The organism is Caulobacter segnis, assembly GCF_023935105.1.
GTDB classification, from domain to species: Bacteria; Pseudomonadota; Alphaproteobacteria; order Caulobacterales; family Caulobacteraceae; genus Caulobacter; species Caulobacter segnis_B.
This window is the reverse complement of sequence record NZ_CP096040.1, coordinates 4,610,571-4,633,869: the sequence shown is the minus strand read 5'-3', so window position 1 is coordinate 4,633,869 and position 23,299 is coordinate 4,610,571. Positions and strand designations below refer to the sequence as shown.

The following is a 23,299-nucleotide window of genomic DNA, read 5'->3' as shown; positions in this document are numbered from 1 at the left end:
CTTCACTTCTCTTGAGATCTGGAGATCGCCGATAGGCCGGCAAGGACGGCCGCGTCGCCGTCGACGACGGCCGCCGTTACCCCGGACTTGGCCAGGGCCTGGACGTAGAGGTCGCTGAGGGCGCCCGCGCCGATCACGGTCACGGCGTCCATCGGCCCGAACCAGTCGCGGGCGGCGGCGACGTCGGCGGCGATCAGCAGGCCCGACAGGTAGCCCATGGCGTCGGCGGGCGAGAGGCCGTCCAGCAACTGGCGCGACCGGGTCTCGAACATCAGGTGCGGCAGGCGCGCGGCGCCATGCTCGGCGATCCTCTGGAGGCCCAGGGAAAAGCCTTCGGGCGAGCCGTCGGCCTGGGATCCGCCGCCGGCGGCCAGGGTCGAGTGGGCTTTCAACAGGGCGAAGGTCTCGCCGACCGGGGCGGTGACGAAGCCCATGATCTTGCCGTCCTCGACCACGGTCCACTTGTTGTGGGTGCCGGGCAGAACCAGCAGGTGGCGGCCGGTGCGCAGGGCGCCGTCCAGGGCTAGGGCGCCGAAGACCTGCGTCTCCTCGCCCCGCATCACGTCGGGCCCGCCCAGCGGGTTCAGGCACGAGAGGCCGGGGACGATCGTCACCGGCAGGCCGTCGGCCTCCAGGCGCAAGGCCTTGTCCGCGACGTCGGCCGGACCGGCCGGGCAGGAGGCGTAGGGCGCCAGGCGCCAGCCGATGGTCGAGCCGACCATGCCGCACAGCAGGGCGCCGACCGGTTTAGCCTCGCGCCAGTCGCCGACCAGGTCCAAGAAGGTCTTCTCCGGCGTGTCGGTCAGGGCCGAGACCCCGGGACCGTCGCGGCGGTGGATCACGCTCTTGCCCTGGCGCAGCCAGAGACGCAGGCGCGAGGTGCCCCAGTCGCCGACGATGACCACGTCCTGGTCCATCAGTGGCTCTCGCGGGTAACGACCGAGCCCGAGGATCCGACCAGGAAGTCGAGATCGGCGCCCTGGTCGGCCTGCAAGACGTGGTCGACATAGAGCTTGGCGTAGCCGCGCGTATATTTCGGGGCCGGAGGATTGGCGCGCCAGGCGGCCAGGCGGCCTTCCAGCTCCTCGGCGCTGATCGACAGGCTCAAGGATCGCGAGGGGCCGTCGAACACGATCTCGTCGCCATGGCGCACCACGGCCAGCGGGCCGCCGGCCTCGGCCTCGGGCGAGACGTGCAGGATCACCGCGCCATAGGCGGTGCCGCTCATCCGGGCGTCGCTGATCCGCAGCATGTCCTTGACGCCCTTTTCCAGCAGCTTGCGAGGCAGCGGCATGTTGCCAACCTCGGGCATGCCCGGATAGCCCTTCGGGCCACAGCCCTTCAAGACCAGGATCGAGGTCTCGTCGACGTCCAGGTCCGGATCGTCGATGCGGGCGCGGAAGTCCTCGATCGTCTCGAACACCACGGCCTTGCCGCGATGGCTGAGCAGTTCGGGGCTGGCCGCGCTGGGCTTCATAACCGCGCCGCCGGGGGCCAGGTTGCCGCGCAGCACCCAGATGCCGCTGTCGGGCTTCACCGGATCGGCCATCGTGCGGATGACCTCGGCGTTGAACACCTCGGCCGCCTCATACTGGGCCCCGATGCGGTGGCCGGCGACGGTCGGGGCCTCGGGATCCAGCAGGCCTTCCAGCTGCTTCATCACCGCCGGCAGGCCGCCCGCGTAGTGCAGGTCTTCCATCAGGAAACGACCCGACGGTTGCAGGTCGACCAGCAGCGGCACGTCGCGCGACAGGCGGTCGAAGTCCTCGAGCTCGAGCTTGACGCCCAGGCGGCCGGCCAGGGCCAGCAGGTGGACGACGGCGTTGGTCGAGCCGCCGATCGCGGCGTGGACGCGCAAGGCGTTCTCGAACGACGCCCGGGTGGCGACCTGCGACAGACGGCGGTCTTCCTTGACCATCTTGACGATGGTCCGGCCGGTCTCGTGCGACATCGCCCGGCGGCGCGCGTCCACGGCGGGGATGCTGGCGTTGTAGGGCAGGGACAGGCCCATCGCTTCGATGATCGCGGCCATGGTCGAGGCCGTGCCCATCGTCATGCAGGTGCCGGGCGAGCGGCTCATGCCGCTCTCGGCCGACATGAAGTCGGCCAGGCTCATCTCGCCGGCGCGGACGGCCTCGGAGAACTTCCAGACGTCGGTGCCCGAGCCGATGTCCTTGCCGCGGAACTTGCCGTTCAGCATCGGGCCGGACGAGACGACGATGGTGGGCAGGTCGACGCTGGCCGCGCCCATCAGCTGGCCCGGCGTGGTCTTGTCACAACCGCCCAGCAGCACGACGCCGTCTATCGGATTGCCCCGGATCGACTCCTCGACCTCCATGGCCAGCAGGTTGCGGAACAGCATGGCCGTCGGCCGCATCTGGGTCTCGCCCAGCGACATGGCCGGGAATTCCAGCGGCAGGCCGCCGGCCTCCCAGACGCCACGCTTCACGTGCTCGGCGATCTCGCGCAGGTGAGCGTTGCAGGGGGTGATCTCGGACCAGGTGTTGCAGATGCCGATCACCGGCCGGCCGTCGAAGGCGTCGTCGGGCAGGCCCTGGCTCTTCATCCACGATCGGTGGATGAACCCGTCCCGATCGAGCTTGCCGTAAGTGCCGCCGCTGCGCAGGCGCTTGCCCGCGTTATCGTCGCTCATAGTCGTCCCTAACGCCGGCCCCGAGGGCCTGATCCATCATTCAGGCGGGTCATTTATAGTATAATAATGATCTACGCAATCTGATCGATGAACGCGATGGTTTTGGAAGCGCTTCCGGATTTCTTGCGATTGATCGCGGTGTCAATGGCGCGGGTGTGGCCGAAACAACGCTGTCATCCCAGAAATGATAGCGCTATCAATTTCGGCTTGAAGGTCGGAATTATACGATTATAGCTAACGATGTGGAGCACGCGGCGCCTGAAGGCCGCACGTCACCGGACGCCCTAGAACGGACCGGGACGGCTCGAAACAGGGGGAAGGAACGGCCATGCAGCGCCACGATTCATCTCATCGCAAACTCATGCTCGCTGGCGCTTCGGCGCTGGTTCTCTGTGGGATCACGCCCGCCGTGGCGCTGGCGCAAGCCGCGCCCGCCCAAGCGGCGCAGACCAAGAGCGACGACGTCGTCGAGGAGGTCGTGGTCACCGGCCAACGCGCCGCGATCCAGTCGGCGCAGAAGATCAAGCAGAACGCCGAGCAACTGGTCGACTCGATCACCTCGACCGACATCGGCGCCCTGCCGGACCGCTCGGTCACCGAAGCCCTGCAGCGGGTGGCCGGCGTCACCATCGGCCGCACCTCGGACGGCCGCGACGCCGACCGCATCTCGGTCGAGGGCTCGGGCGTGCAGGTGCGCGGCCTCAGCTGGGTGCGCGGCGAACTGAACGGCCGCGACAGCTTCTCGGCCAAGGCCGGCCGCACGCTGAGCTTCGAGGATATTCCGCCCGAGCTGATGGCTGGGGTGGACGTCTACAAGAACCCGTCGGCCGACATCATCGAGGGCGGCGTCGGCGGCACCGTCAACCTGCGCACCCGCCTGCCGTTCGACAGCGCCAAGCGCATCATCGCCTACTCGCTGGACGCCAGCTATGGCGACCTGGCCAAGAAGTGGAAGCCGTCCGGCTCGGTGCTGTACAGCGACCGCTGGGACACCGGGATCGGCGAGATCGGCTTCCTGATCGACCTGTCGGACTCCAAGCTGAAGAGCCGCACCGACACGATCTCGGTCGACCCCTACAACGTCCGCACCGATCTGGTCCCCGGCAAGACGGTCTACGTCCCCGGCGGCTACGGCTATCGCAGCCTGGAGTTCGACCGCGAGCGCAAGGGCATCGACGCCGCCGTCCAATGGCGCCCGAACGACCAGTGGGAAGCCACGCTGCAGTTCCTGCGGTCCTCGGCGCTGCAGGCGTCGACCGAGCGCGCCAACGGCTTCAACCCCGGCACGGCCGACGGCCCCGCCGCCGGCACCAGCTTCACCTACGATTCCGCGGGCCGCTTCCTGAAGGGCACGCTGGCCGACACGGCCGGCGGGACCAGCCTGGGGTCGTCGCTGATCGATACCCGCTACGCCGAGCGTAGCTCGGTGACCTCGGACTACTCGCTGAACCTGAAGTACAATCCGAACGACAAGTGGTCCTTCAGCGGCGATGTCCAGTACATCTACGCCAAGACCAAGACGGTCGATTTCACGGCCTTCAACGCGCTGAACGGCTCGACCCTGCCCGCCACGCTGGACGTCACCGGCGGCCTGCCGTCGATCACGGTCAACAACGACAAGGCGTTCCTGACCAACCCGGCCAACTACTACCTGCAGGCGGCCATGGACCACCATGACCGCAACGAAGGCAGCGAACTGGCGATGCGCTTCGACGGCGCCTACACGTTCGATGGCGACGGCTGGCTGAAGTCGTTCCGCTTCGGCGTCCGCGACACCTATCGCCAGGCGACGACGCGCGAGACGGCCTATCGCTGGGATACGGTGGCGCCCAGTTGGGGCGGGCCTTCGGTCGCCCCGATCAGTACGCTGAACGGCTACCAGGGCTATTATGAGCTGTTCCCGTTCGAGGACTACTTCCGGGGCAAGGCGCAGGTCCCGGCGGCGTTCGTGATGCCGACGGCGTCGTTCGTGAACCAGTACGGCAAGACCTCGACGATCCTGGGCCAGATCGCGGCGGCGAACGGCGGCGGCTGGCGTCCGTTCAATGGCGATTTCGAGGACCAAAGCCAGACCGGCGGCAAGGGCAGCACCAACCACCAGAAGGAAAAGACCCTGGCGGGCTACGCCATGCTGCGCTTCGGCCACGACGTCTCGGTCGGCGGCGAGGAGCGCGAGCTTGACGGCAACATCGGTGTCCGCGTGGTCAAGACCGAGACGCAGAGCCAAGGTCTGCAGGTCTTCAACACCAACGCCGAGGCCGTCTCCGAGGGCACCCAGATCCCCGCCGCTGACGGGCAGTTCGCCAATGGCGCCAAGAGCGCCTATGTCGGCGGCCGCGACTATGTGAATATCCTGCCCAGCTTCAACGCGCGGCTGAAGATCACGCCGGACATGTTCCTGCGCGTCGCGGCGGCCAAGGCCGTCGTGCGCCCCGACTTCCAGCAACTGCAGCCGAACTACACGATCAGCGCCACCAACGGCTTCCTGACGGGCGGCGTCTGTTCGAACACCATTCCCGGCTCCACGCGGGCCAACTGCGTCTATCAGTACACGGCCAATGCGGGTAATCCGGACCTGAAGCCGATCCGCTCGACCCAGTACGACCTGGCCTACGAGTGGTACTTCGCGCCGACCGGCAGCCTGACGGCGACGGTGTTCTACAAGGACATCTACAACTTCATCACCAACGGTTCGCAGAACATGCAGTTCACGAACAACGGGGTGACGCGCACGGTCCAGGTGATCCAGCCGTACAACGCCGGCCACGGCACGATCAAAGGCTTCGAGGTCGCCTACCAGCAGTACTACGACTTCCTGCCGGGCCTGCTGAAGGGCTTCGGGGTCCAGGCCAACTTCACCTATGTGGACAGCAAGGGCGCCCGCAACGCGGCGGTCAATCCCTACGACAACACCCAGGTCGGCAACGTCACCGGCGCGGTCGGCGAGGCCATGCCGCTCGAGGGCCTGTCGAAGAAGAGCTACAACGTCGCGGCGCTGTACGACCTGGGCAAGGTCTCGGCCCGCCTGGCCTACAACTGGCGTGAGCGCTACCTCCTGACCACCACGGCGGCGAACATCAACATCCCCGCCTGGAGCGACGATTACGGCCAGCTGGACGGGTCGGTGTTCTATACGGTCAGCGACAAGCTGAAGATCGGCTTCCAGGCCGTGAACCTGACCAACACCAAGACCAAGATCCTGGTCAGCTATCCGGGCCGTCCCGAAGAGGGGCTGACCGGGCACAACTGGGTGGTGGCCGACCGCCGCTACTCGGTCGTGCTGCGCGGGACGTTCTAGCGTCCCACCTCGCGCACTTCTAACGTGTCATCCCGGATGGTCTCTTCGAGGCTTCCGGGATGACGCTCCTATTTCGAGAACCGGACGCCCATGACCCGTCGTCCCTATCGCAAGTTCGTGGTGGTCGGCGGCGGCACGGCCGGCTGGATCGCCGCGGCGACCTTGATCCAGGCCCTGAAGGGCAGGATCGGCGAGGTCGAGCTGATCGAGTCCGAGGAGATCGGCACGGTCGGCGTCGGCGAGGCCACCATCCCGCCGATCCAGTTCCTGAACGGCCTTCTGGACATCGACGAGATCGACTTCATCAAGAAGACCCAGGCGACGTTCAAGCTGGGCATCCAGTTTCGCGATTGGGGCCGTCTCGGAGCCGAGTACTTCCATCCTTTCGGCGTCTATGGCCAGCCGATCGATGGCGTCGGTTTCCATAACTACTGGCTGCGCCTGCGGGCCAACGGAGAGGGCGGCGTCCTGGACAGCTACGCCCTGTCGGCCGTGGCGGCCAAGGCCGGCAAGTTCGCCATCCCGCCCAAGACGCTGCCGCCCGGCGTGCCGGGCCTGGGCTATGCCTACCATTTCGACGCGGGCCTCTACGCCCGCTACCTGCGCGACTACGCCGAGACGCGCGGCGTCAAGCGCACCGAGGGCAAGATCGCCAAGGTCGAGCAGGACCCCGAGAGCGGCTTCGTCACCGGCCTGACCCTGACCGACGGACGCCGGGTCGAGGGCGACTTCTTCGTCGACTGCTCGGGCTTCCGCGGGCTGCTGATCGAGCAGGCGCTGGAGGCCGGCTATGAGGACTGGTCGCACTGGCTGCCCTGCGACCGCGCCCTGGCCGTCCCGTGCGAGAACGTCCATCCGCTGACGCCCTACACCCGAGCGACCGCGCGCGAGGCCGGCTGGCAGTGGCGGATCCCGCTGCAGCACCGCACCGGCAACGGCTATGTCTATTGCAGCAGCCACATCAGCGACGACGAGGCCGCCGCCGCGCTGCTGGCCAATCTGGACGGCAAGGCCCTGGCCGACCCGCGCCCGCTGCGCTTCACCGCCGGCCGCCGCAAGAAAAGCTGGAGCAAGAACGTCGTCGCCCTGGGCCTGGCGGGCGGCTTCATGGAGCCGCTGGAGAGCACCAGCATCCACCTGATCCAGACCGGCGCCCTGCGCCTGCTGTCGCTGTTGCCACTGGGCGGCCACGACCCGGCCGCCGAGACCGAGTTCAACCGCCTGACCCAGATCGAATACGAGCAGATCCGCGACTTCATCATCCTGCACTACAAGGCCACCGAACGGGACGATGCGCCGCTGTGGCGCCATTGCGGGGCTATGACGGTTCCCGACAGCCTGGCCCACAAGATCGAGCTGTTCCGCAGCCGGGCCAAGATCGCCCGCTATGACGAGCAACTGTTCGCCGAGCCCAGCTGGCTGGCGGTGTTCCTGGGGCAGGGGATCCAGCCGCGCGACTACGACCGCTTGGCCGACGCACCCGCCTATGACGAGGTCGTGGTGGCGGTGCGTCGGGTGGGACAGGACAATGCCGGCCTCGTCTCGAGGTTGCCCACCCACGACGCCTTCATCGCGGCGGCGTGTAAGGCGGATGCGATGGGGGTGTAGGTCCATGTTTCACTGGGTCTGCCCTCTATCCACCCGTCGCCGCGAAAGCGGGGGTTCAAGCCGAGTTCACGGATCGATCTCCGGTCGCGCCGGGGCTGGGCGTGTTCAGGGCGCGGGGCTGGCGATTGCCAATGACAACGCTATCAAAACCGCTTGTTGGTCTGAATTATACGACTATAGTCTGGCTAGCTTAGGCGGCGCGGCGGGGCATTCATGGCTCTCGGCGCGCCTCGCGCGGCAGCCTCTCCCCGAGGCCGCGCGGCGTCTTTCCCCGCGCATCGTCACCTGCGGCGGTGCGCGGATTTTTTTGACCGGGGAAACCGTCGAACCGGACTTGTCATCGCCCTTCGGCCCGGCAATCGTCCGACAATAGAATTGATAGCGCTAACATCGATTGGCGCGCGTGTTTTGGGAGGAGGCGGATGGGGATTTCACGCTTCGCTGTGGGAATGGTCTCGGCCCTGGCGCTCGCCTTGGCCTCGGGCGCGGTCGCGGCCGATCGCGAGACCCCGCGGCTGGTCCAGAAGGACGGCCGCTACGCCCTGATGGTCGATGGCGCGCCGTTCCTGATCCTGAGCGCTCAGGTCAACAACTCGTCCGCCTGGCCCTCGCAGATGCCCAAGGTCTGGCCGGCGATCGCCAAGATGGGCGCCAACACCGTCCAGGTCCCGATCGCCTGGGAACAGATCGAGCCGGTCGAGGGCAAGTTCGACTTCTCGTATCTGGACCTGCTGCTGGCCCAGGCCCGCGAGCACAATGTCCGCCTGGTGCTGCTGTGGTTCGGCACCTGGAAGAACAGCTCGCCGTCCTACGCGCCCGAGTGGGTCAAGCTGGACGACAAGCGCTTCCCGCGCCTGAAGAAGGAGACGGGTGAGCGCTCGTACTCGATGTCGCCGCTGGCCCAGTCGACCCTGGACGCCGACCGCAAAGCCTTCGTCGCCCTGATGACCCACCTGAAGGCCAAGGACGCGGCCGACCGGACGGTGATCATGGTCCAGGTCGAGAACGAGACCGGCACCTATGGCACGGTCCGCGACTTCGGCCCCGCCGCCCAGAAAGTCTTCGATGGCCCCGCGCCGGCCGCCCTGGTCAAGGCCGTGGGCGTCAAGCCGGGCACGTGGTCGCAAGCCTTCGGCAAGGACGCCGACGAATATTTCCACGCCTGGCATATCGGCCGCTTCGTCGACCAGGTCGCGGCGGCGGGCAAGGCGGTCTATCCGCTGCCGATGTACGTCAACGCCGCCCTGCGCGATCCGATCAAGCCGGGCGAGCCCAAGAGCTATTCGGCCGGCGGCCCGACCGACAACGTCCTGGACGTCTGGAAGGCCGCGGCCCCCTCGATCGACCTGATCGCGCCCGATATCTACATGAAGGAGTCGGTCAAGTATTCGGCGGCCCTGGCCCACTACAAGCGGCCCGGCAACGCCCTGTTTGTGGCCGAGACCGGCAATGATCCGGTCTATGCCCGCTACGTCTTCGACACCCTGGGCCGCCAGGGCATCGGCTTCTCGCCGTTCGGCATGGACTATACCGGCTACGCCAACTTCCCGCTGGGCGCGGCCAAGCTGGACGAGGCGACGGTCGAGGCCTTCGCCGCCAACTACCGTCTGCTGGGTCCCATGGCCCGCGAATGGGCGAAGCTGTCTTACGAGGGCAAGGTGTTCGGTGGCGCCGAGCCCGACGACCGCGCGCCGCAGTCGACGACCCTGGGCGCCTGGACCGTCACCCTGCGCTACGGCAAGTGGCAGTTCGGGGCCTCGGACTGGGCCTGGCTCAAGGATCGTCCGCCCGGCCCGCAAGGTCCCGACGGCGGCGGCGTCGTCGCCCAGCTGTCGCCCGACGAATTCCTGGTCACCGGCCGCAACGTCCGCATCGAATTCGGCCGCGCCGCAAACGACAACAAGCCCATGATCCTGGCCCGCGTGGAAGAGGGTCACTTCGAGAACGGCCAATGGGTCTTCGACCGCCTGTGGAACGGCGACCAGACCGACTACGGCCTCAACTTCACCGGCGGCTCGCAGATCCTGCGGGTCAAGCTCGCCACCTACTGACGGGACCAGCCATGCGCATACTCACGCTTTCCTCCTTGGGTTCGGCCGCCTTCAGCCTCGCGCTGATGGCCTCCACCTCCGCCTTCGCCCTCGACGGCGGCTTCGAGAAGACCGCCGACGGCGTCATCGTCACCCCCGCCTCGGGCCCGGCCAAGAAGGTCCGCCTGCAGGTGATGAGCGACCGCGCCATCCGCGTCACCGCCTCGCCGACCGAGACCATCGACGCGCTGCAGAGCCTGATGGTCATCGCTCAACCCAAGACCAGCGGCTTCACGGTCACGGAAGCGGGCGGCAAGGTGGTGCTGAAGGCCGGCAAGGCCACGGCGGAAGTGGCGCTGGCCACCGGCGCCGTCTCGTTCAAGGACGCGGCCGGCAAGACCGTCCTGGCCGAGCAGGGCCGCCAGGCGTTCAAGCCGCACACCATCGACGGCAAGAACTTCTACGCCATCTCGCAACGGTTCAATCCGAACACGGACGAAGGCTTCTACGGCCTGGGCCAGCACCAGAACGGCCAGATGAACTATAACGGCCAGGACGTCGAGCTGGCCCAGTACAATCGCGACATCGCCATCCCGTTCGTGCTGTCGACCCGCAACTACGGCGTCCTGTGGGACAACAACGGCATCACCCGCTTCGGCGACCCGACGCCCTACGCCCTGGCCTCGCGCGACCTGAAGGTCACCGACGCTAACGGCAAGCCCGGCGGCTTCACGGCCAAGTACTACGTCAACGGCGCGCTGAAGCTGACCCGCACCGAGGCGGACATCGACTACCAGTTCCTGGACGACGCCCCCAAGTGGCCGGCCGAGCTGCAGACGGCGGACAAGAAGCCGGTGGAGGGCGCGACCGTGGTCTGGGAAGGCTATGTCGAGCCCAAGACCAGCGGCGTGCAGAAGTTCAAGCTGTACTCGTCCAGCTACGCCAAGATCTATGTCGACGGCCAGCTGAAGATCGACCGCTGGCGACAGAACTGGAACCCGTGGTTCCACAATTTCACCGTCCCGATGAAGGCTGGCAGCAAGCACAAGGTTCGCGTCGAGTGGGATCCCAACCAGGGCTACGTCGCTCTGCTGCACAACGATCCGATCCCGGCGGCGCAGCAGAAGTCGCTGACCCTGACCTCGGAAGTGGCCCACACGATCGACTACTATTTCGTCGCCGGCGACAACCTGGACCAGGTGGTCAGCGGCTATCGCGAGCTGACCGGCAAGTCGCAGGCCCTGCCGCGCTGGTCGTACGGCTTCTGGCAGAGCCGCCAGCGCTACAACACCCAGGACGAGCTGGTCGGGGTGGTCAAGGAGTACCGCAAGCGCCAGGTCCCGCTCGACAACATCGTGCTCGACTGGCGCTACTGGAAGGACGACAGCTGGGGCAGCCACAAGTTCGACGAGACCCGCTTCCCCGACCCGGCCAAGATGCTGAAGGACGTTCACGACGAGAACGCCCACTTCATGATCTCGATCTGGCCGAAGTTCTATCCGACGACCAAGAACTACAAGGAGCTGGACGCCAAGGGGTACATGTACCACCGCAACGTCGAGCAGGGCGCGCTGGACTGGGTCGGCCCCGGCTATCTGAACTCGTTCTACGATCCCTATACCCAGGAAGCGCGCGACATCTACTGGCGCCAGGTCAAGGAGAACCTGGGCGGCATCGGCATCGACGCCTGGTGGATGGACAGCGACGAGCCGGACATGCACTCCAACCTCGACATCCCCGAGCGCACCCTGCGCATGGGGCCGACCGCCAAGGGGCCGGGCGCGGAGTTCTTCAACTCCTATCCGCTGATCCACACCCAGGCGGTGTTCGACGGCGAGCACGCGCGTGACCCGAACAAGCGCTCGTACATCTTCTCGCGCTCGGGCTTCGGCGGCATCCAGCGCCAGGGCGTGGCCCTGTGGAGCGGCGACGTCGTCGCCCGCTGGGACGACTTCAAGGACCAGATCTCGGCCGGCGTGAACCTGTCGATGTCGGGCATTCCCAACTGGACCACCGACATCGGCGGCTTCTCGGTCGAGCAGCGCTATGAAAAGCGCGACCCCAAGCACTGGCCCGAATGGCAGGAGCTGAACCTGCGCTGGTATCAGTTCGGCGCCTTCTCGCCCCTGTTCCGCAGCCACGGCGAGGAGCCCTTCCGCGAGATCTGGAACCTCGCCGACGAAGGCACCGAGGTCTACAACAGCCTCGTCTGGTACGACCAGCTGCGCTACCGCCTGATGCCCTACACCCTGACCCTGGCGGGCGAGACCTATCACCGCGACGGCAGCATCATGCGCGGCCTGGTCATGGACTATCCCAACGACCTGAAGGCCCGCGACGTCAACGACGAGTACCTGTACGGCTCGGCGTTCCTGGTCGCCCCGGTGACCAGCTTCAAGGCCCGCTCGCGCGAGGTCTACCTGCCGGCCGGGACCACCTGGTACGACTTCCAGACGGGCAAGGCCCACCCCGGCGGCCAGACCATCAAGGCCGACGCGCCGCTGAACCGCATGCCGCTGTTCGTCAAGGCCGGCGCGATCGTGCCGACCACCGAGGTCCAGCAGTATGTCGGAGAGAAGCCCGACCTGCCGATCACGCTGGTGATCTACACGGGCAAGGACGGCAAGTACGAGCTCTACGAGGACGATGGCCTGACCCTGGCCTATCAGCGCGGGGCCTACAGCCGCATCCCGATCAGCTACGACAACGCCTCGGGCCGCGTCGTGATCGGCGCCCGCTCGGGCAAGTTCGACGGCATGGTCGACAAGCGGACCTTCAAGATCCGCTTCATCGGCGCGGGCGCCAAGCCCACCGACTTCGACGCCGCGCCCGACGCGACGGTGGAGTACGCCGGTGACGCCGTGGTGGTGACGCGGAAGTAGCGGTGGATGTGGAAACCTCGCCCTTCGACAAGCTCAGGGTGAGGTTTCCTACTGCACGGGCTTAAACGTCGTCCTCACCCTGAGCTGGTCGAAGGGCGAGGGCGGCCGCGCCGTCAGTTGGGTTGCCCGCGAAACCGCTCGATCAGGAACGCCGTCGCCGGGCCCGGCGGCGTGTCGCTGCGGTGGATGGCGTGCAGGGCGTAGTGGGCTTCGACGAGCTCGGGCATGTCCAGGCGCTTCAGCCGGCCGGCAGCGATGTCCTCGCGGACCATCGGCTCGGGCATGTTGCCCCAGCCCAGACCCTCCTTCAGCAGGATGTGCTTGGCCCCCAGGTCGGCTAGCCGCCAAGTGTGCACGCTGGCGACGGCGAAGTCGCGGCCCTCGGTCAGGCGAGAGCGATCTGTCAGGACCAGCTGGGTATGGGACCGCCCGGCGCCGGGCGGGTTGCGGCCCTGGGCCAGCGGATGGTCGGGCGCGGCGACCGGGATCAGCAAGGTGTGGCCGACGCCGATATAGTCCAGCGGGTCGCCGCCATTGACCACGTCCAGCGGCCCGGCGACGCCCAGGGTGGCGCGGCGGTCCAGCACCATCTGGGTCACCGCCCCCAGGGCCTCGATGTGCAGGCGCAGGGCCACGGTCGGAAAGGCTTCCTGAAACGCCCTTAGCGCGTCGACGACGCGCGCCGTCGGCAGCATGACGTCCAGCACCAGGTGCACCTCGGCCTCCAGGCCCTGCAGCAGGCCCTTGGCCTGGGCGCGCAGGTTGGCGACGTCGCCGGCGATCACCCGCGCCTGGGCCAGCATCACCTTGCCCGCCTCGGTCAGCACCGGCGACTTGGCGGCCTCGCGGTCGAACAGGGCCAGGCCCAGCTGCGCCTCCAGATTGGCGATGGCGTAGCTGATCACCGAATTGGCCCGGTTCAGCCGCCGCGCCGCGGCCGCGAAGCCGCCAGCCTCGACGACGGTCAGGAACACGGTCAGCTGGTCCAGGGTGGGCGCGCCGGGCTGGGTCATGGCGGTTCCAATCGTTCGAAAAATCAGAACATATTAGACGATTTTATTCGGCTGTTTCGCAAGGCTGTGCTGGGGCAAAACACCATGGACGACGGGCGCACTGGCGCGCCCGCGACAGAAATCCGAGGAATTCGCCGTCATGGCCAAGGTTCTGGTTCTCTACTATTCGTCCTACGGTCACCTGGAGACGATGGCCAAGGCCGTCGCCGAGGGCGCGCGCGAAGCCGGCGCGACCGTCGACATCAAGCGCGTGCCCGAGACCGTGCCGCTGGACATCGCCAAGGGCGCCCACTTCAAGCTTGACCAGGAAGCCCCGGTCGCGGCCGTGGAAGATCTGGCCAACTACGACGCCATCATCGTCGGCGCTCCGACTCGCTTTGGCCGCATGGCCTCGCAGGTCGCGGCCTTCTTCGACCAGGCCGGCGGCCTGTGGGCGCGCGGCGCCCTGCACGGCAAGGTCGGCGGGGCCTTCACCTCGACCGCCACCCAGCACGGCGGCCAGGAAACCACCCTGTTCTCGATCATCACCAACCTGCTGCACTTCGGCACGACGATCGTGGGCCTGGACTACGGCCATGCCGGCCAGATGACGCTGGACGAAGTGACCGGCGGCAGCCCCTACGGCGCCACGACGATCGCCGGCGGCGACGGCTCGCGTCAGCCCAGCGAGAACGAGCTGGCCGGCGCCCGCTATCAGGGCCGCCGTATCGCCGAGACCGCGATCAAGCTGCACGGCTGATCCCACGCCGGTTGGCGACCGGTCGCGCCCCCTCCCGCCAAGCGTGATCGGCTGTAGAGGCCGGCCGGCTTCTTCCCGTCCATTCTCGGGGGTGAGGGAGCCGGTCGGCCTTTTCTTCGTTGCATAGGAAAGAAAGGAGTCTCTCGATGCGTCGTTCTCGTTTCTTGCCGACGGATTTCCTGTCGCAAGCCTGGCGGTCGGTGGTCTTCGTCCTGACCCTGCGCGCGATCGCCAAGCCCTACCGGTCCCGCCGGCTCTATCCCGCCGATGTCGAGGCGGGCGCCTTTGATGGCGCTATCGCATCAAGTCGTATTCAGTAATGGTCAAATTGTGCCATTTTGATACAAGGTATACATGATTTTAATCTAAGTGATTAATGGTTCTGTATATCATGATTAACAAAATAGACTGCTATCTTAATTATAACAATACTGTTTCTTAAACGAAGCTGTAAGCAAGGTTTGCAATGATGCTGGCGGGCAAAAGGCCCACCGGTCGTCAAAACGACGCCGGAACACCTCGAATAGGAGTTGTTTCGTAATGGCGCTGAACAGCATCAACACGAACAGCGGGGCCCTGATCGCCCTGCAGAACCTCAACAGCACGAACTCTGAGCTGCAGGTCACCCAGCAGCGCATCAACACCGGCAAGAAGATCGCCAGCTCCAAGGACAACGGCGCCGTCTGGGCCATGGCCAAGACGCAGCAAGGCACGTCCAACAGCATGAACGCCGTGAAGGACTCGCTGCAACGCGGTCAGTCCACGATCGACGTCGCGCTGGCCGCTGGTGACACCATCACCGACCTGCTGGGCAAGATGAAGGAAAAGGCCCTGGCCGCTTCCGACACCTCGCTGAACACCGCCTCGTTCAACGCGCTGAAGACGGACTACGAGTCGCTGCGCGACCAGATCGAGAAGGCCGCCACGAACGCCAAGTTCAATGGCGTCAGCATCGCCGACGGCAAGACCACCAAGCTGGCCTTCCTGGCCAACTCGGACGGCGACGCCTTCACCGTCAACGCCAAGACCCTGACGCTGGACGGCCTGGGCCTGGCCGGCACGACCTTCACCAGCGCCGCCGACGCCAAGACCAAGCTGACCGACCTGGCCGACGCCATCCAGACCGCCACCAACAAGCTGGCCTCGCTGGGTACGGCCTCGACCGGCCTCGACACCCACCTGACCTTCGTCGGCAAGCTGCAGGACAGCCTGGACGCCGGTGTGGGCAACCTGGTCGACGCCGATCTGGCCAAGGAAAGCGCCAAGCTGCAGTCGCTGCAGACCAAGCAACAGCTGGGCATCCAGGCCCTGTCGATCGCGAACTCCTCAAGCTCGTCGATCCTCAGCCTTTTCCGCTAAGAGTTCACGCTCTAATCGGACTTCGGCGATTTAGGTCGTCGATCGGGGCGAGTCTTCGGACTCGCCCTTTTTCTTTGTCATGATCTCTTCGGGCGCACGCGGCTGGAATCGAGCGGTGAAACCCTCGCGCCTGGACTCGGCTTCCGGAGGCGAATTTCCGTGTTTTGATAACAAGTACTAACGCGTGGAGGCGGAATATTAAGGAAAAAGGTCGGTTCAACCCGCCCGCGAGGTCGCGTATCAAGGATATCGAAAGACGCAGCGTCATATTGTCGCGACGGGCAAAATGCCCGCCGGTCGTCAAAATGACACCGGAACACCTCGAATGGGAGTGTTTCGTATGCCTTTGAACAGCATCAATACGAACGCCGGGGCGCTGATCGCCCTGCAAAATCTGAACACCACGAATGCCGAGCTGCAAGTCACTCAGCAGCGCATCAACACCGGCAAGAAGATCGCCAGCGCCAAGGACAACGGCGCGATCTGGGCGATGGCCAAGACCCAATCCTCCACCGCCTCGTCGTTGAACGCCGTGAAGGACTCGCTGCAGCGCGGTCAGTCCACGATCGACGTGGCCCTGGCCGCTGGCGACACCATCACCGACCTGCTGGGCAAGATGAAGGAAAAGGCCCTTGCCGCTTCCGACACCTCGCTGAACACCGCCTCGTTCAACGCGCTGAAGACCGACTACGAGTCGCTCCGTGACCAGATCACCAAGGCCGCGACGAACTCCAAGTTCAACGGCGTCAGCATCGCGGACGGCAAGACCACCAAGATGACCTTCCTGGCCAACTCGGATGGCGACGGCTTCACCGTCAACGCCCAGACCCTGTCGCTGGACGGCCTGGGCCTGGTCGGCACGACCTTCACCGACGCCGCCGACGCCAAGGCCAAGCTTTCGGACCTGTCGGACGCCATCCAGACGGCCACCAACAAGCTGGCCTCGCTGGGTACGGCCTCGACCGGCCTGGACACCCACCTGACCTTCGTCGGCAAGCTGCAGGACAGCCTGGACGCCGGCGTCGGCAACCTGGTGGACGCGGATCTGGCCAAGGAAAGCGCCAAGCTGCAGTCGCTGCAGACCAAACAGCAGTTGGGCATCCAGGCCCTGTCGATCGCGAACCAGTCGACCTCGTCAATTCTGAGCCTGTTCCGCTAAACCTTCCCCTCGCGACCGTCGTCTTGGTCGCTGGAGACCCTGGGGCGAGCCATCGGCTCGCCCCTTTTTCTTGAGCCCTAAACCAGCCCCGGCCCCTCGATCTTCAGCGCGGGGGTGAAGGCCGGCCGACGTTCGGGCAGGTCGACGACCAGGCCGCCCGCCTCACGGCGGAAGGGCAGGGGATCGCCGCCGCCCAGCAGGGTCACGCGCCGCACCTCGCCGGGAGCGCCCCCAGGCTCTCGATCTTCAGCGCCCCCGCGGGCCAGGCCATCGGCAGGGCGTAGAGCGCGCCGGCCTTGGTCGTGAAGCGGATGTCGGTCGCCTCGAACGGCTTGGCCCCGCCCTCGTTCATCATGCCCTCGACCAGCTTGGTCGGGCCCTCGCCGAACACCCGCCAGGGGCGCGTGCCATAGATCGCCTCGCCATTGACCGCGATCCAGCCGGCCATGTCGGCCAGCACCTTCTCTTCCTTCTCGTCGATCGTGCCGTCGCCGCGCATCGGGATCGACACCATCAGGCAGCCGTTCTTGCTGACCACGTCGAGCAGGCGCTGGATGACGTCGCGGCCCGACTTGTAGCCGTCGCGCTCATAGAGCGGGCGGCTGTAGTGCCATTCGCCGATGCAGGTGTCGGTCTGCCACGGCTCGGGCCGCAGGCGGTCGGAGAAGCCGCGCTCGACGTCCTCGACGATGCCGCGCCGCTGCAGGGGCGAGAGCTTCTTGCCCGTCACCACAACGTCGGTCCGCCCCAGGCGCTGGACCGCGTCGTTGTAGTAGCGCGCGGCCGCCTCCAGGCCCGTCTGGCCCAGCGGCAGGGTGTAGTTGTCGAAATAGACCATGTCGGGCTTGTAGCGGTCGGCCAAGTCGTTCTGGCGCAGCAGCCAGTTGCGGACGAAGGCCGGATTGTTCGGCGGCGGGGCCTCGATCCATTCGCCGTCGTGCTGGTCATGCCAGGCGTTGGCGGCCTTGATGCTGTCGAAGCCGTCGGGAATGACCATGTTGCGGCCCGTGTAGAGGTCCTGCGGATCCAGGCCCTGCCACCACTGGCCCTTGCCGGCGGCCTTGGTCAGGTTGAAGGCGTCGTAGCGCTGGCCCTTGCGCGGCCCTTCGGCGTCGTAGCCATAGGCCGTCTGCCACCAGTGCCAGGCGTGGGCGCTGTGGTTGGAGACGGCGAACTTCAGGCCGTGGGCGCGGGCGACCTTGGCCCAGGTCCCGACGATGTCGCGCTTGGGGCCGATCCGCGTGGTGTTCCAGCCATGGTGGCGGCTGTCGAACATGTCGAGATTGTCGTGGTGGTTGGCCATCGACATGAAGTATTTCGCGCCCGCGGCGACATACTTCTTCATCAGCCCTTCCGGATCCCAGTTCTGGGCCTTCCAGCGCGGGATGAACTGCATGAAGCCGAAGTCGGCCGGATGGCCGTAGGTCTTCACGTGGTGCTCGTAGACCGGGTTGCCCTGGATATACATCTGGCGGCCGTACCAGTCGCCGTACTCGGGAACGCACTGCGGGCCCCAGTGCGACCAGATGCCGAGCTTGGCGTCGCGGAACCAGTCCGGGACCTGGTAGCCGGCGGCCAGGGACTCCCAGCTGGGCTGGAACGGGCCTTTCGCGGCGGCGAGGGCAGGGGTGGCGGCGAGGGCGGCGCCGCTGGCGATCAGATCTCTGCGGGTGAAGGTCATCGGCGGGCTTCAGCAGCTTTCATGAATTCCCCAAAGCTGTCTTCCTGGACCTTATGCACGGGATCCTGGGGCTGGGGCGTCGGCCTGATACACGCCCAAGCGGCGTAGGTTGTTAGCGCTGTCAAAAAGTGAGCCCGAGCCGTCATTAAGAGTTCCCAACCCCGTTTATTCTGCGTATTTGTCATACAAAATAAGCAGGCTATGGACCAGCGTCCAGGGGTATGACAGCGTTGTCCCCGCCGTGCTTGGCGGCAAACGAGAAGAGTTGGGGAGTATGAAGACCAAGACCCTGTGCGTCGCCCTGGCGGCGTCGACCTTTCTGTCTGGCGCGGCGATGGCCCAGACCGGGCCCCAAGAGGCCAATTCCAGCACCGCCCATCCCGCCAAGTGGCCGGCCGCCAAGAGCCAAGGCCTGGTCGACCAGGCCACCGAGGCCTTCGTCACCGACCTGATGGCCAAGCTGACCCTGGAAGAGAAGGTCGGTCAGGTCATTCAGGCCGATATCGGCTCGATCAAGCCCGAGGACCTCAAGACCTATCCGCTGGGCTCGATCCTGGGCGGGGGCAGCTCGCCGCCGCTGGGCGCGCCCGACCGCTCGCCGCAGAAGCCCTGGGTCGACACCGCCAAGGCGTTCCGCGAGGCCGCGGCCCAGCGTCCGGGCGGGACGCACGTGCCGTTGATGTTTGGCATCGACGCCGTGCATGGCGACAACAATGTCGTCGGAGCCGTGCTCTTCCCGCACAATATCGCGCTGGGCGCGGCCCGTGATCCCGAGCTGATCCGCCGCATCGGCAAGGCCACCGCCTACGAGACCTCGGCCGCCGGCTTCGACTGGGCGTTCGGCCCGACCCTGGCCGCGCCGCGCGACGACCGCTGGGGCCGCACCTACGAGGGTTATTCGGAAGATCCCGCCATCATCCGCCAATATGCCGGCGAGATGATCCTGGGTCTGCAGGGCGCGGTCAGCCCCTTTACGGGAGGAGGGGGCGGCGTGATCCAGCAGGGCCACGTGGCGGCCAGCGCCAAGCACTTCCTGGGCGACGGCGGCACCGAGAACGGCGTCGACCAAGGGAACACCAAGGTTTCCGAGGACGAGCTGATCCGCGTCCACGCCCAGGGCTATGTGCCGGCCATCAACGCCGGGACCCTGACCATCATGGCCTCGTTCAACAGCTGGAACGGCCAGAAGATGCACGGCAACAAGAGCCTGCTGACCGACGTGCTGAAGGGCAAGATGGGCTTCGACGGCTTCATCGTCGGCGACTGGAACGGCCACGGCCAGGTGCAGGGCTGCAAGCCCACCGACTGCCCGGCCTCGATCAACGCCGGCCTCGACATGTTCATGGCCCCCGACAGCTGGAAGGCGCTGTACGCCAACACCCTGGCCGAGGTGAAGTCGGGCGTGATCCCGATGGCCCGGCTGGACGACGCGGTCCGCCGCATCCTGCGGGTCAAGGCCAAGATGGGCCTGTTCCAGGCCGCCCGTCCCTATGAGGGCCGCGAGGGCGTGATCGGTTCGCCCGAGCACCGCGCCATCGCCCGCGAGGCGGTGCGCAAGTCGCTGGTCCTGCTCAAGAACGACGGCGTCCTGCCGGTGAAGGCCAGCGCGACCGTGCTGGTCGCCGGCTCGGGCGCGGACGACATCGGCAAGCAGTCGGGCGGCTGGACCCTGTCGTGGCAGGGCACGGGCAACACCAACGCCGACTTCCCGAATGCGGAGTCGATCTATGCCGGCGTCAAGACCGCGGTCGAGGCCGGCGGCGGCTCGGCGACCCTGTCGGTGGACGGCTCGTTCGACAAGAAGCCCGACGTGGCCATCGTCGTCTTCGGTGAAAATCCGTATGCGGAGGGTGTCGGCGACCTCAAGACCTCGCTGGAGTATCAGCCGGGCGCCAAGACCGACCTGGCCCTGCTCAAGAGCCTGAAGGCCAAGGGCGTGCCGGTGGTGGCCGTGTTCCTCAGCGGCCGGCCGCTGTGGGTCAATCCCGAGATCAACGCTTCAGACGCCTTCGTGGCCGCCTGGCTGCCGGGCTCGGAAGGCGGCGGCGTCGCCGACGTGCTGGTGGGCGACAAGGCCGGCAAGCCGCGCAACGACTTCCACGGCAAGCTGTCGTTCAGCTGGCCCAAGCGCGCCGACCAGTTCCACCTGAACAAGGGCGACAAGGGGTATGACCCGCTGTTCGCCTATGGCTATGGCCTGACCTACGCCAGGCCCGGAAAGGTCGGCAAGCTTTCGGAAGTCTCGGGCGTGAAGGCCGTGGCCGACAACGCCGTGAGCTACTTCGTCGGCGGCAAGACCCCGGCGCCGTTCGCGTTCAGGGCCTCGCCGTCGACGGCGGTGCGGCTGGCGCCGGTCGACGCCGGCAACGTCCAGGAGGCCGGTCGCCAGATCACCTTCGCGGGCGACACGCCGGCCCGGCTGGCCATCGTCGGCGACAAGCCGCTGGACCTGAGCTTCCAGACCAACGCCGAGATGGTCCTGGCCTTCGACTATCGCCTGGACGCCCCGGCGACCCAGCCGGTCGTGCTGGCCATGGGCGCGGGCCGGCTGGACGTCACCCCGCCGGCCGGAACCCCGACCGGCCAGTGGGCCAGTGTCAAGATCCCGCTGAAATGCTTCCAGGCCGCCGGGACCGACGTGACCAAGGTCGTCGCGCCGTTCGAGCTGGCCACGGCCGGCGCCTTCAAGGTGTCGATCGCCAATGTGAAGCTGACGACGGATCCGGCCGGGGCGGTTTGTCCGCCCACGGCGCGGTAGCGCCCCTCATCCGATCTCCCCGGCGAAAGCCGGGGTCCAGATCGAACCCAGGGCGCTTGTGAACTGGATCCGGCCGTTGGCGCGACCATCCCAACCGCTCAGGATGAATCTGGGTCCCGGCTTTCGCCGGGAAGACGGAGCGAGGGTTGGGACCATCTGAAAGAAGGAAAGACCCATGCGGCTGAAAGCCCTGATCCTGGCCACCGCGATGGGCCTTTCTGCCCCCCTCTTGGCCGCCGCCGCGCCGCTGGCCTCGGTGTTCAGCGACCACGCGGTGCTGCAGCGCGACCAGCCCATCCGGGTCTGGGGCAAGACGGCGCCGAGGTCCACCGTGGTGGTGGGGCTCGCCGAGACCGGCGCGCTCGTCACCGCCGACGCCCTGGGCCGCTGGAGCGCCGTCCTGCCCGCGCGTCCGGCCGGCGGGCCGCCTCTCACCCTGTTCGTGAAGACCGACACCGGAACCCAGACCGTCTCGGACCTGGTCATGGGCGACGTCTGGCTGTGCTCGGGCCAGTCGAACATGGAATATCCGCTGCGCCGCGCCCTGGCCGGCGACGGCGAGGTGGCCAGCGCGGGCGACCCCGACATCCGGCTGCTGCAGACCGGCAAGATCAGCAGTCCCGCGCCGAAGGACGACCTGCCGGCCGGCGTCGTCTGGAACGCCGCCACCCCCGAGACGGCGGCCAATTTCAGCGCCGCCTGCTTCTTCCTGGGCAAGGACCTGCGCAAATCCCAGGGCGTCCCCATCGGCCTGATCGACGCGACCTGGGGCGGCTCGGTGATCCAGGACTGGATCAGCCGCGAGGGCCTGACGGCGCTGAAGTCCTATGACGAGGGCTTGGCGGTTCTCGACGACTACGCCCGCGACCCGGCCCTGGGCCAGGCCAAGTGGGCCGCCATGCTGGACGGCTGGGCGACCGCCAAGCTGGGCGCGGCCAACGACGGCCACAAGCCCGGCCTGGACGACAAGGCGTGGAAGACCATGCCGATGGAGCAGTTCTGGGAGACCAATCCCGGCCTCGAGACCTTCGACGGCGTGATCTGGCTGCGCACCGAGGTCACCCTGACCAGGGCCAAGGCGACGCAGGGCGCCACCCTGGCCCTGGGTCCGGTCGACGACATGGACACCACCTTCCTCAACGGCCGCGAGGTCGGGGCGACCCAGAGCTGGAACGCGCCCCGGAACTACCGCCTCGCGCCGGGCGTGCTGAGAGCCGGCCGCAACGTCATCGCCGTCCGGGCTATCGACACCGGCGGCGGCGGCGGAACCTGGGGCAAGGCCGCCGACAAGGGGCTGAGGTTCGACGACGGGACCGTCGCGCCGCTGAGTGGGACCTGGCGCTACAAGGTCGCCGCGCCCTTGGCCCAGACCTCGCTGCCGCCCAACGCGCCGTGGCTGGGGGCCAGCGGCCTGACCACCCTGCGCAACGGCATGATCGCGCCGCTGGTCCCCTACGGGGTCAAGGGTTTCGCCTGGTACCAGGGCGAGGCCAATGTCACCGAGGCCGACAACTACGCCCGCCTGATGCCGGCCATGATCGCCGACTGGCGGAAAGCCTTCGGGGCTCAGCCGTTCCTGCTGGTCCAGCTGGCCGCCTTCGGACCTCAGAAGCCGGGCGTCCAGGAGTCCGGCTGGGCCGCCCTGCGCGACGTCCAGCGCCGGGTGACGGCTGCCGATCCCAAGGTCGGCATGGCCAGCGCGGTCGACATCGGCTCGCCCTACGACATCCACCCGGCCGACAAGGCCCGCGTCGGCCAGCGCCTGGCCTTGCTGGCGCGCAAGATCGCCTATGGCGAGACCGGTCTGCTGGCCGCCGGCCCGGCCCCGCTGGCGGCCCGTCGCGACGGCGCCGACGTGGTGGTGAGCCTGGACCAGCCCGCCGTCGTCTACGGCGCGGCCCGCCCGATCGGCTTCGAGGCCTGCGACGCGGCCGGCTGCCGCTTCGTCGACGCCAGCCTCGAGGGGGCGAGCGTGCGCCTCGTGGGCGCGGGCGGCGCGACCAAGGTCCGCTACGCCTGGGCCGACAGCCCGATCATCAACCTGTACGGAGCGACCGGCTTGCCGGCGACGCCGTTCGAGCTGGGGGTTCAGTAGCTGTGCTCTCCTCCCCCGCATCGC

13 protein-coding genes and 1 pseudogene are annotated in these 23,299 nt (G+C 67.1%); 10 read left to right on the top strand and 4 right to left on the bottom strand.

Going from position 1 to position 23,299, the window contains the following annotated elements; translation table 11 throughout:
* Positions 1-2 precede the first annotated feature (2 nt).
* Positions 3-917, bottom strand: a complete 915-nt coding sequence (locus tag MZV50_RS21640) for a 2-dehydro-3-deoxygalactonokinase (RefSeq protein WP_252631394.1) — start codon at positions 915-917, stop codon at positions 3-5.
* Positions 917-2,653, bottom strand: coding sequence for an IlvD/Edd family dehydratase (locus tag MZV50_RS21635; RefSeq protein WP_252631392.1), 1,737 nt, complete (start codon positions 2,651-2,653; stop codon positions 917-919). The genes MZV50_RS21640 and MZV50_RS21635 overlap by 1 nt, the downstream gene beginning before the upstream one ends.
* A 361-nt stretch (positions 2,654-3,014) precedes the next feature.
* On the opposite strand from MZV50_RS21635, the gene MZV50_RS21630 reads away from it, so the two are divergent.
* The 4 genes from MZV50_RS21630 (at position 3,015) to MZV50_RS21615 (ending at position 12,471) form a co-directional block, all read left to right on the top strand.
* Positions 3,015-5,951, top strand: coding sequence for a TonB-dependent receptor (locus MZV50_RS21630; protein WP_252631391.1), 2,937 nt, complete (start codon positions 3,015-3,017; stop codon positions 5,949-5,951).
* Positions 5,952-6,041: 90 nt separating this feature from the next.
* On the top strand, positions 6,042-7,559 hold the full coding sequence (locus MZV50_RS21625; protein WP_252631390.1) for a tryptophan halogenase family protein: 1,518 nt from the start codon (positions 6,042-6,044) through the stop codon (positions 7,557-7,559).
* A 422-nt stretch (positions 7,560-7,981) separates the two neighbouring features.
* The gene (locus MZV50_RS21620) at positions 7,982-9,610 is read left to right on the top strand and encodes a GH35 family beta-galactosidase (RefSeq protein WP_252631389.1); all 1,629 of its coding nucleotides are present in this window, start codon (positions 7,982-7,984) and stop codon (positions 9,608-9,610) included.
* Positions 9,511-12,471 (top strand): glycoside hydrolase family 31 protein, encoded by a 2,961-nt coding sequence (locus MZV50_RS21615; RefSeq protein ID WP_252631387.1) that lies wholly within the window; start codon positions 9,511-9,513, stop codon positions 12,469-12,471. The genes MZV50_RS21620 and MZV50_RS21615 overlap by 100 nt, the downstream gene beginning before the upstream one ends.
* Before the next feature lie 113 nt (positions 12,472-12,584).
* Here MZV50_RS21615 and MZV50_RS21610 read toward each other — a convergent pair whose 3' ends face one another.
* Positions 12,585-13,484, bottom strand: coding sequence for a LysR family transcriptional regulator (locus tag MZV50_RS21610; RefSeq protein ID WP_252631385.1), 900 nt, complete (start codon positions 13,482-13,484; stop codon positions 12,585-12,587).
* 139 nt (positions 13,485-13,623) lie between these two features.
* Between MZV50_RS21610 and wrbA the strand changes: the two genes are divergently transcribed.
* The 4 genes from wrbA to MZV50_RS21590 all read left to right on the top strand — a co-directional run bounded on the left by wrbA (position 13,624) and on the right by MZV50_RS21590 (position 16,741).
* Positions 13,624-14,223 (top strand): NAD(P)H:quinone oxidoreductase, encoded by a 600-nt coding sequence (gene wrbA, locus MZV50_RS21605; protein ID WP_252631383.1) that lies wholly within the window; start codon positions 13,624-13,626, stop codon positions 14,221-14,223.
* A 146-nt stretch (positions 14,224-14,369) separates the two neighbouring features.
* Complete coding sequence (locus MZV50_RS21600) at positions 14,370-14,543, top strand: hypothetical protein (protein WP_252631382.1); 174 nt, start codon at positions 14,370-14,372, stop codon at positions 14,541-14,543.
* A 220-nt stretch (positions 14,544-14,763) separates the two neighbouring features.
* A complete protein-coding gene (locus tag MZV50_RS21595) occupies positions 14,764-15,582 on the top strand; it encodes a flagellin (RefSeq protein ID WP_252631380.1) in 819 nt (272 codons plus the stop codon).
* A gap of 340 nt (positions 15,583-15,922) precedes the next feature.
* The gene (locus MZV50_RS21590) at positions 15,923-16,741 is read left to right on the top strand and encodes a flagellin (RefSeq protein WP_252631379.1); all 819 of its coding nucleotides are present in this window, start codon (positions 15,923-15,925) and stop codon (positions 16,739-16,741) included.
* Between the two features lie 77 nt (positions 16,742-16,818).
* Here MZV50_RS21590 and MZV50_RS21585 read toward each other — a convergent pair.
* Positions 16,819-18,422, bottom strand: a pseudogene (locus tag MZV50_RS21585) (alpha-L-fucosidase).
* A gap of 265 nt (positions 18,423-18,687) precedes the next feature.
* Here MZV50_RS21585 and MZV50_RS21580 point away from each other — a divergent pair.
* Positions 18,688-21,180, top strand: coding sequence for a glycoside hydrolase family 3 protein (locus MZV50_RS21580; RefSeq protein WP_252631378.1), 2,493 nt, complete (start codon positions 18,688-18,690; stop codon positions 21,178-21,180).
* A 175-nt stretch (positions 21,181-21,355) separates the two neighbouring features.
* Entirely contained in the window at positions 21,356-23,275 is a 1,920-nt protein-coding gene (locus tag MZV50_RS21575) for a sialate O-acetylesterase (protein WP_252631377.1), read from the top strand.
* Positions 23,276-23,299 lie beyond the last annotated feature (24 nt).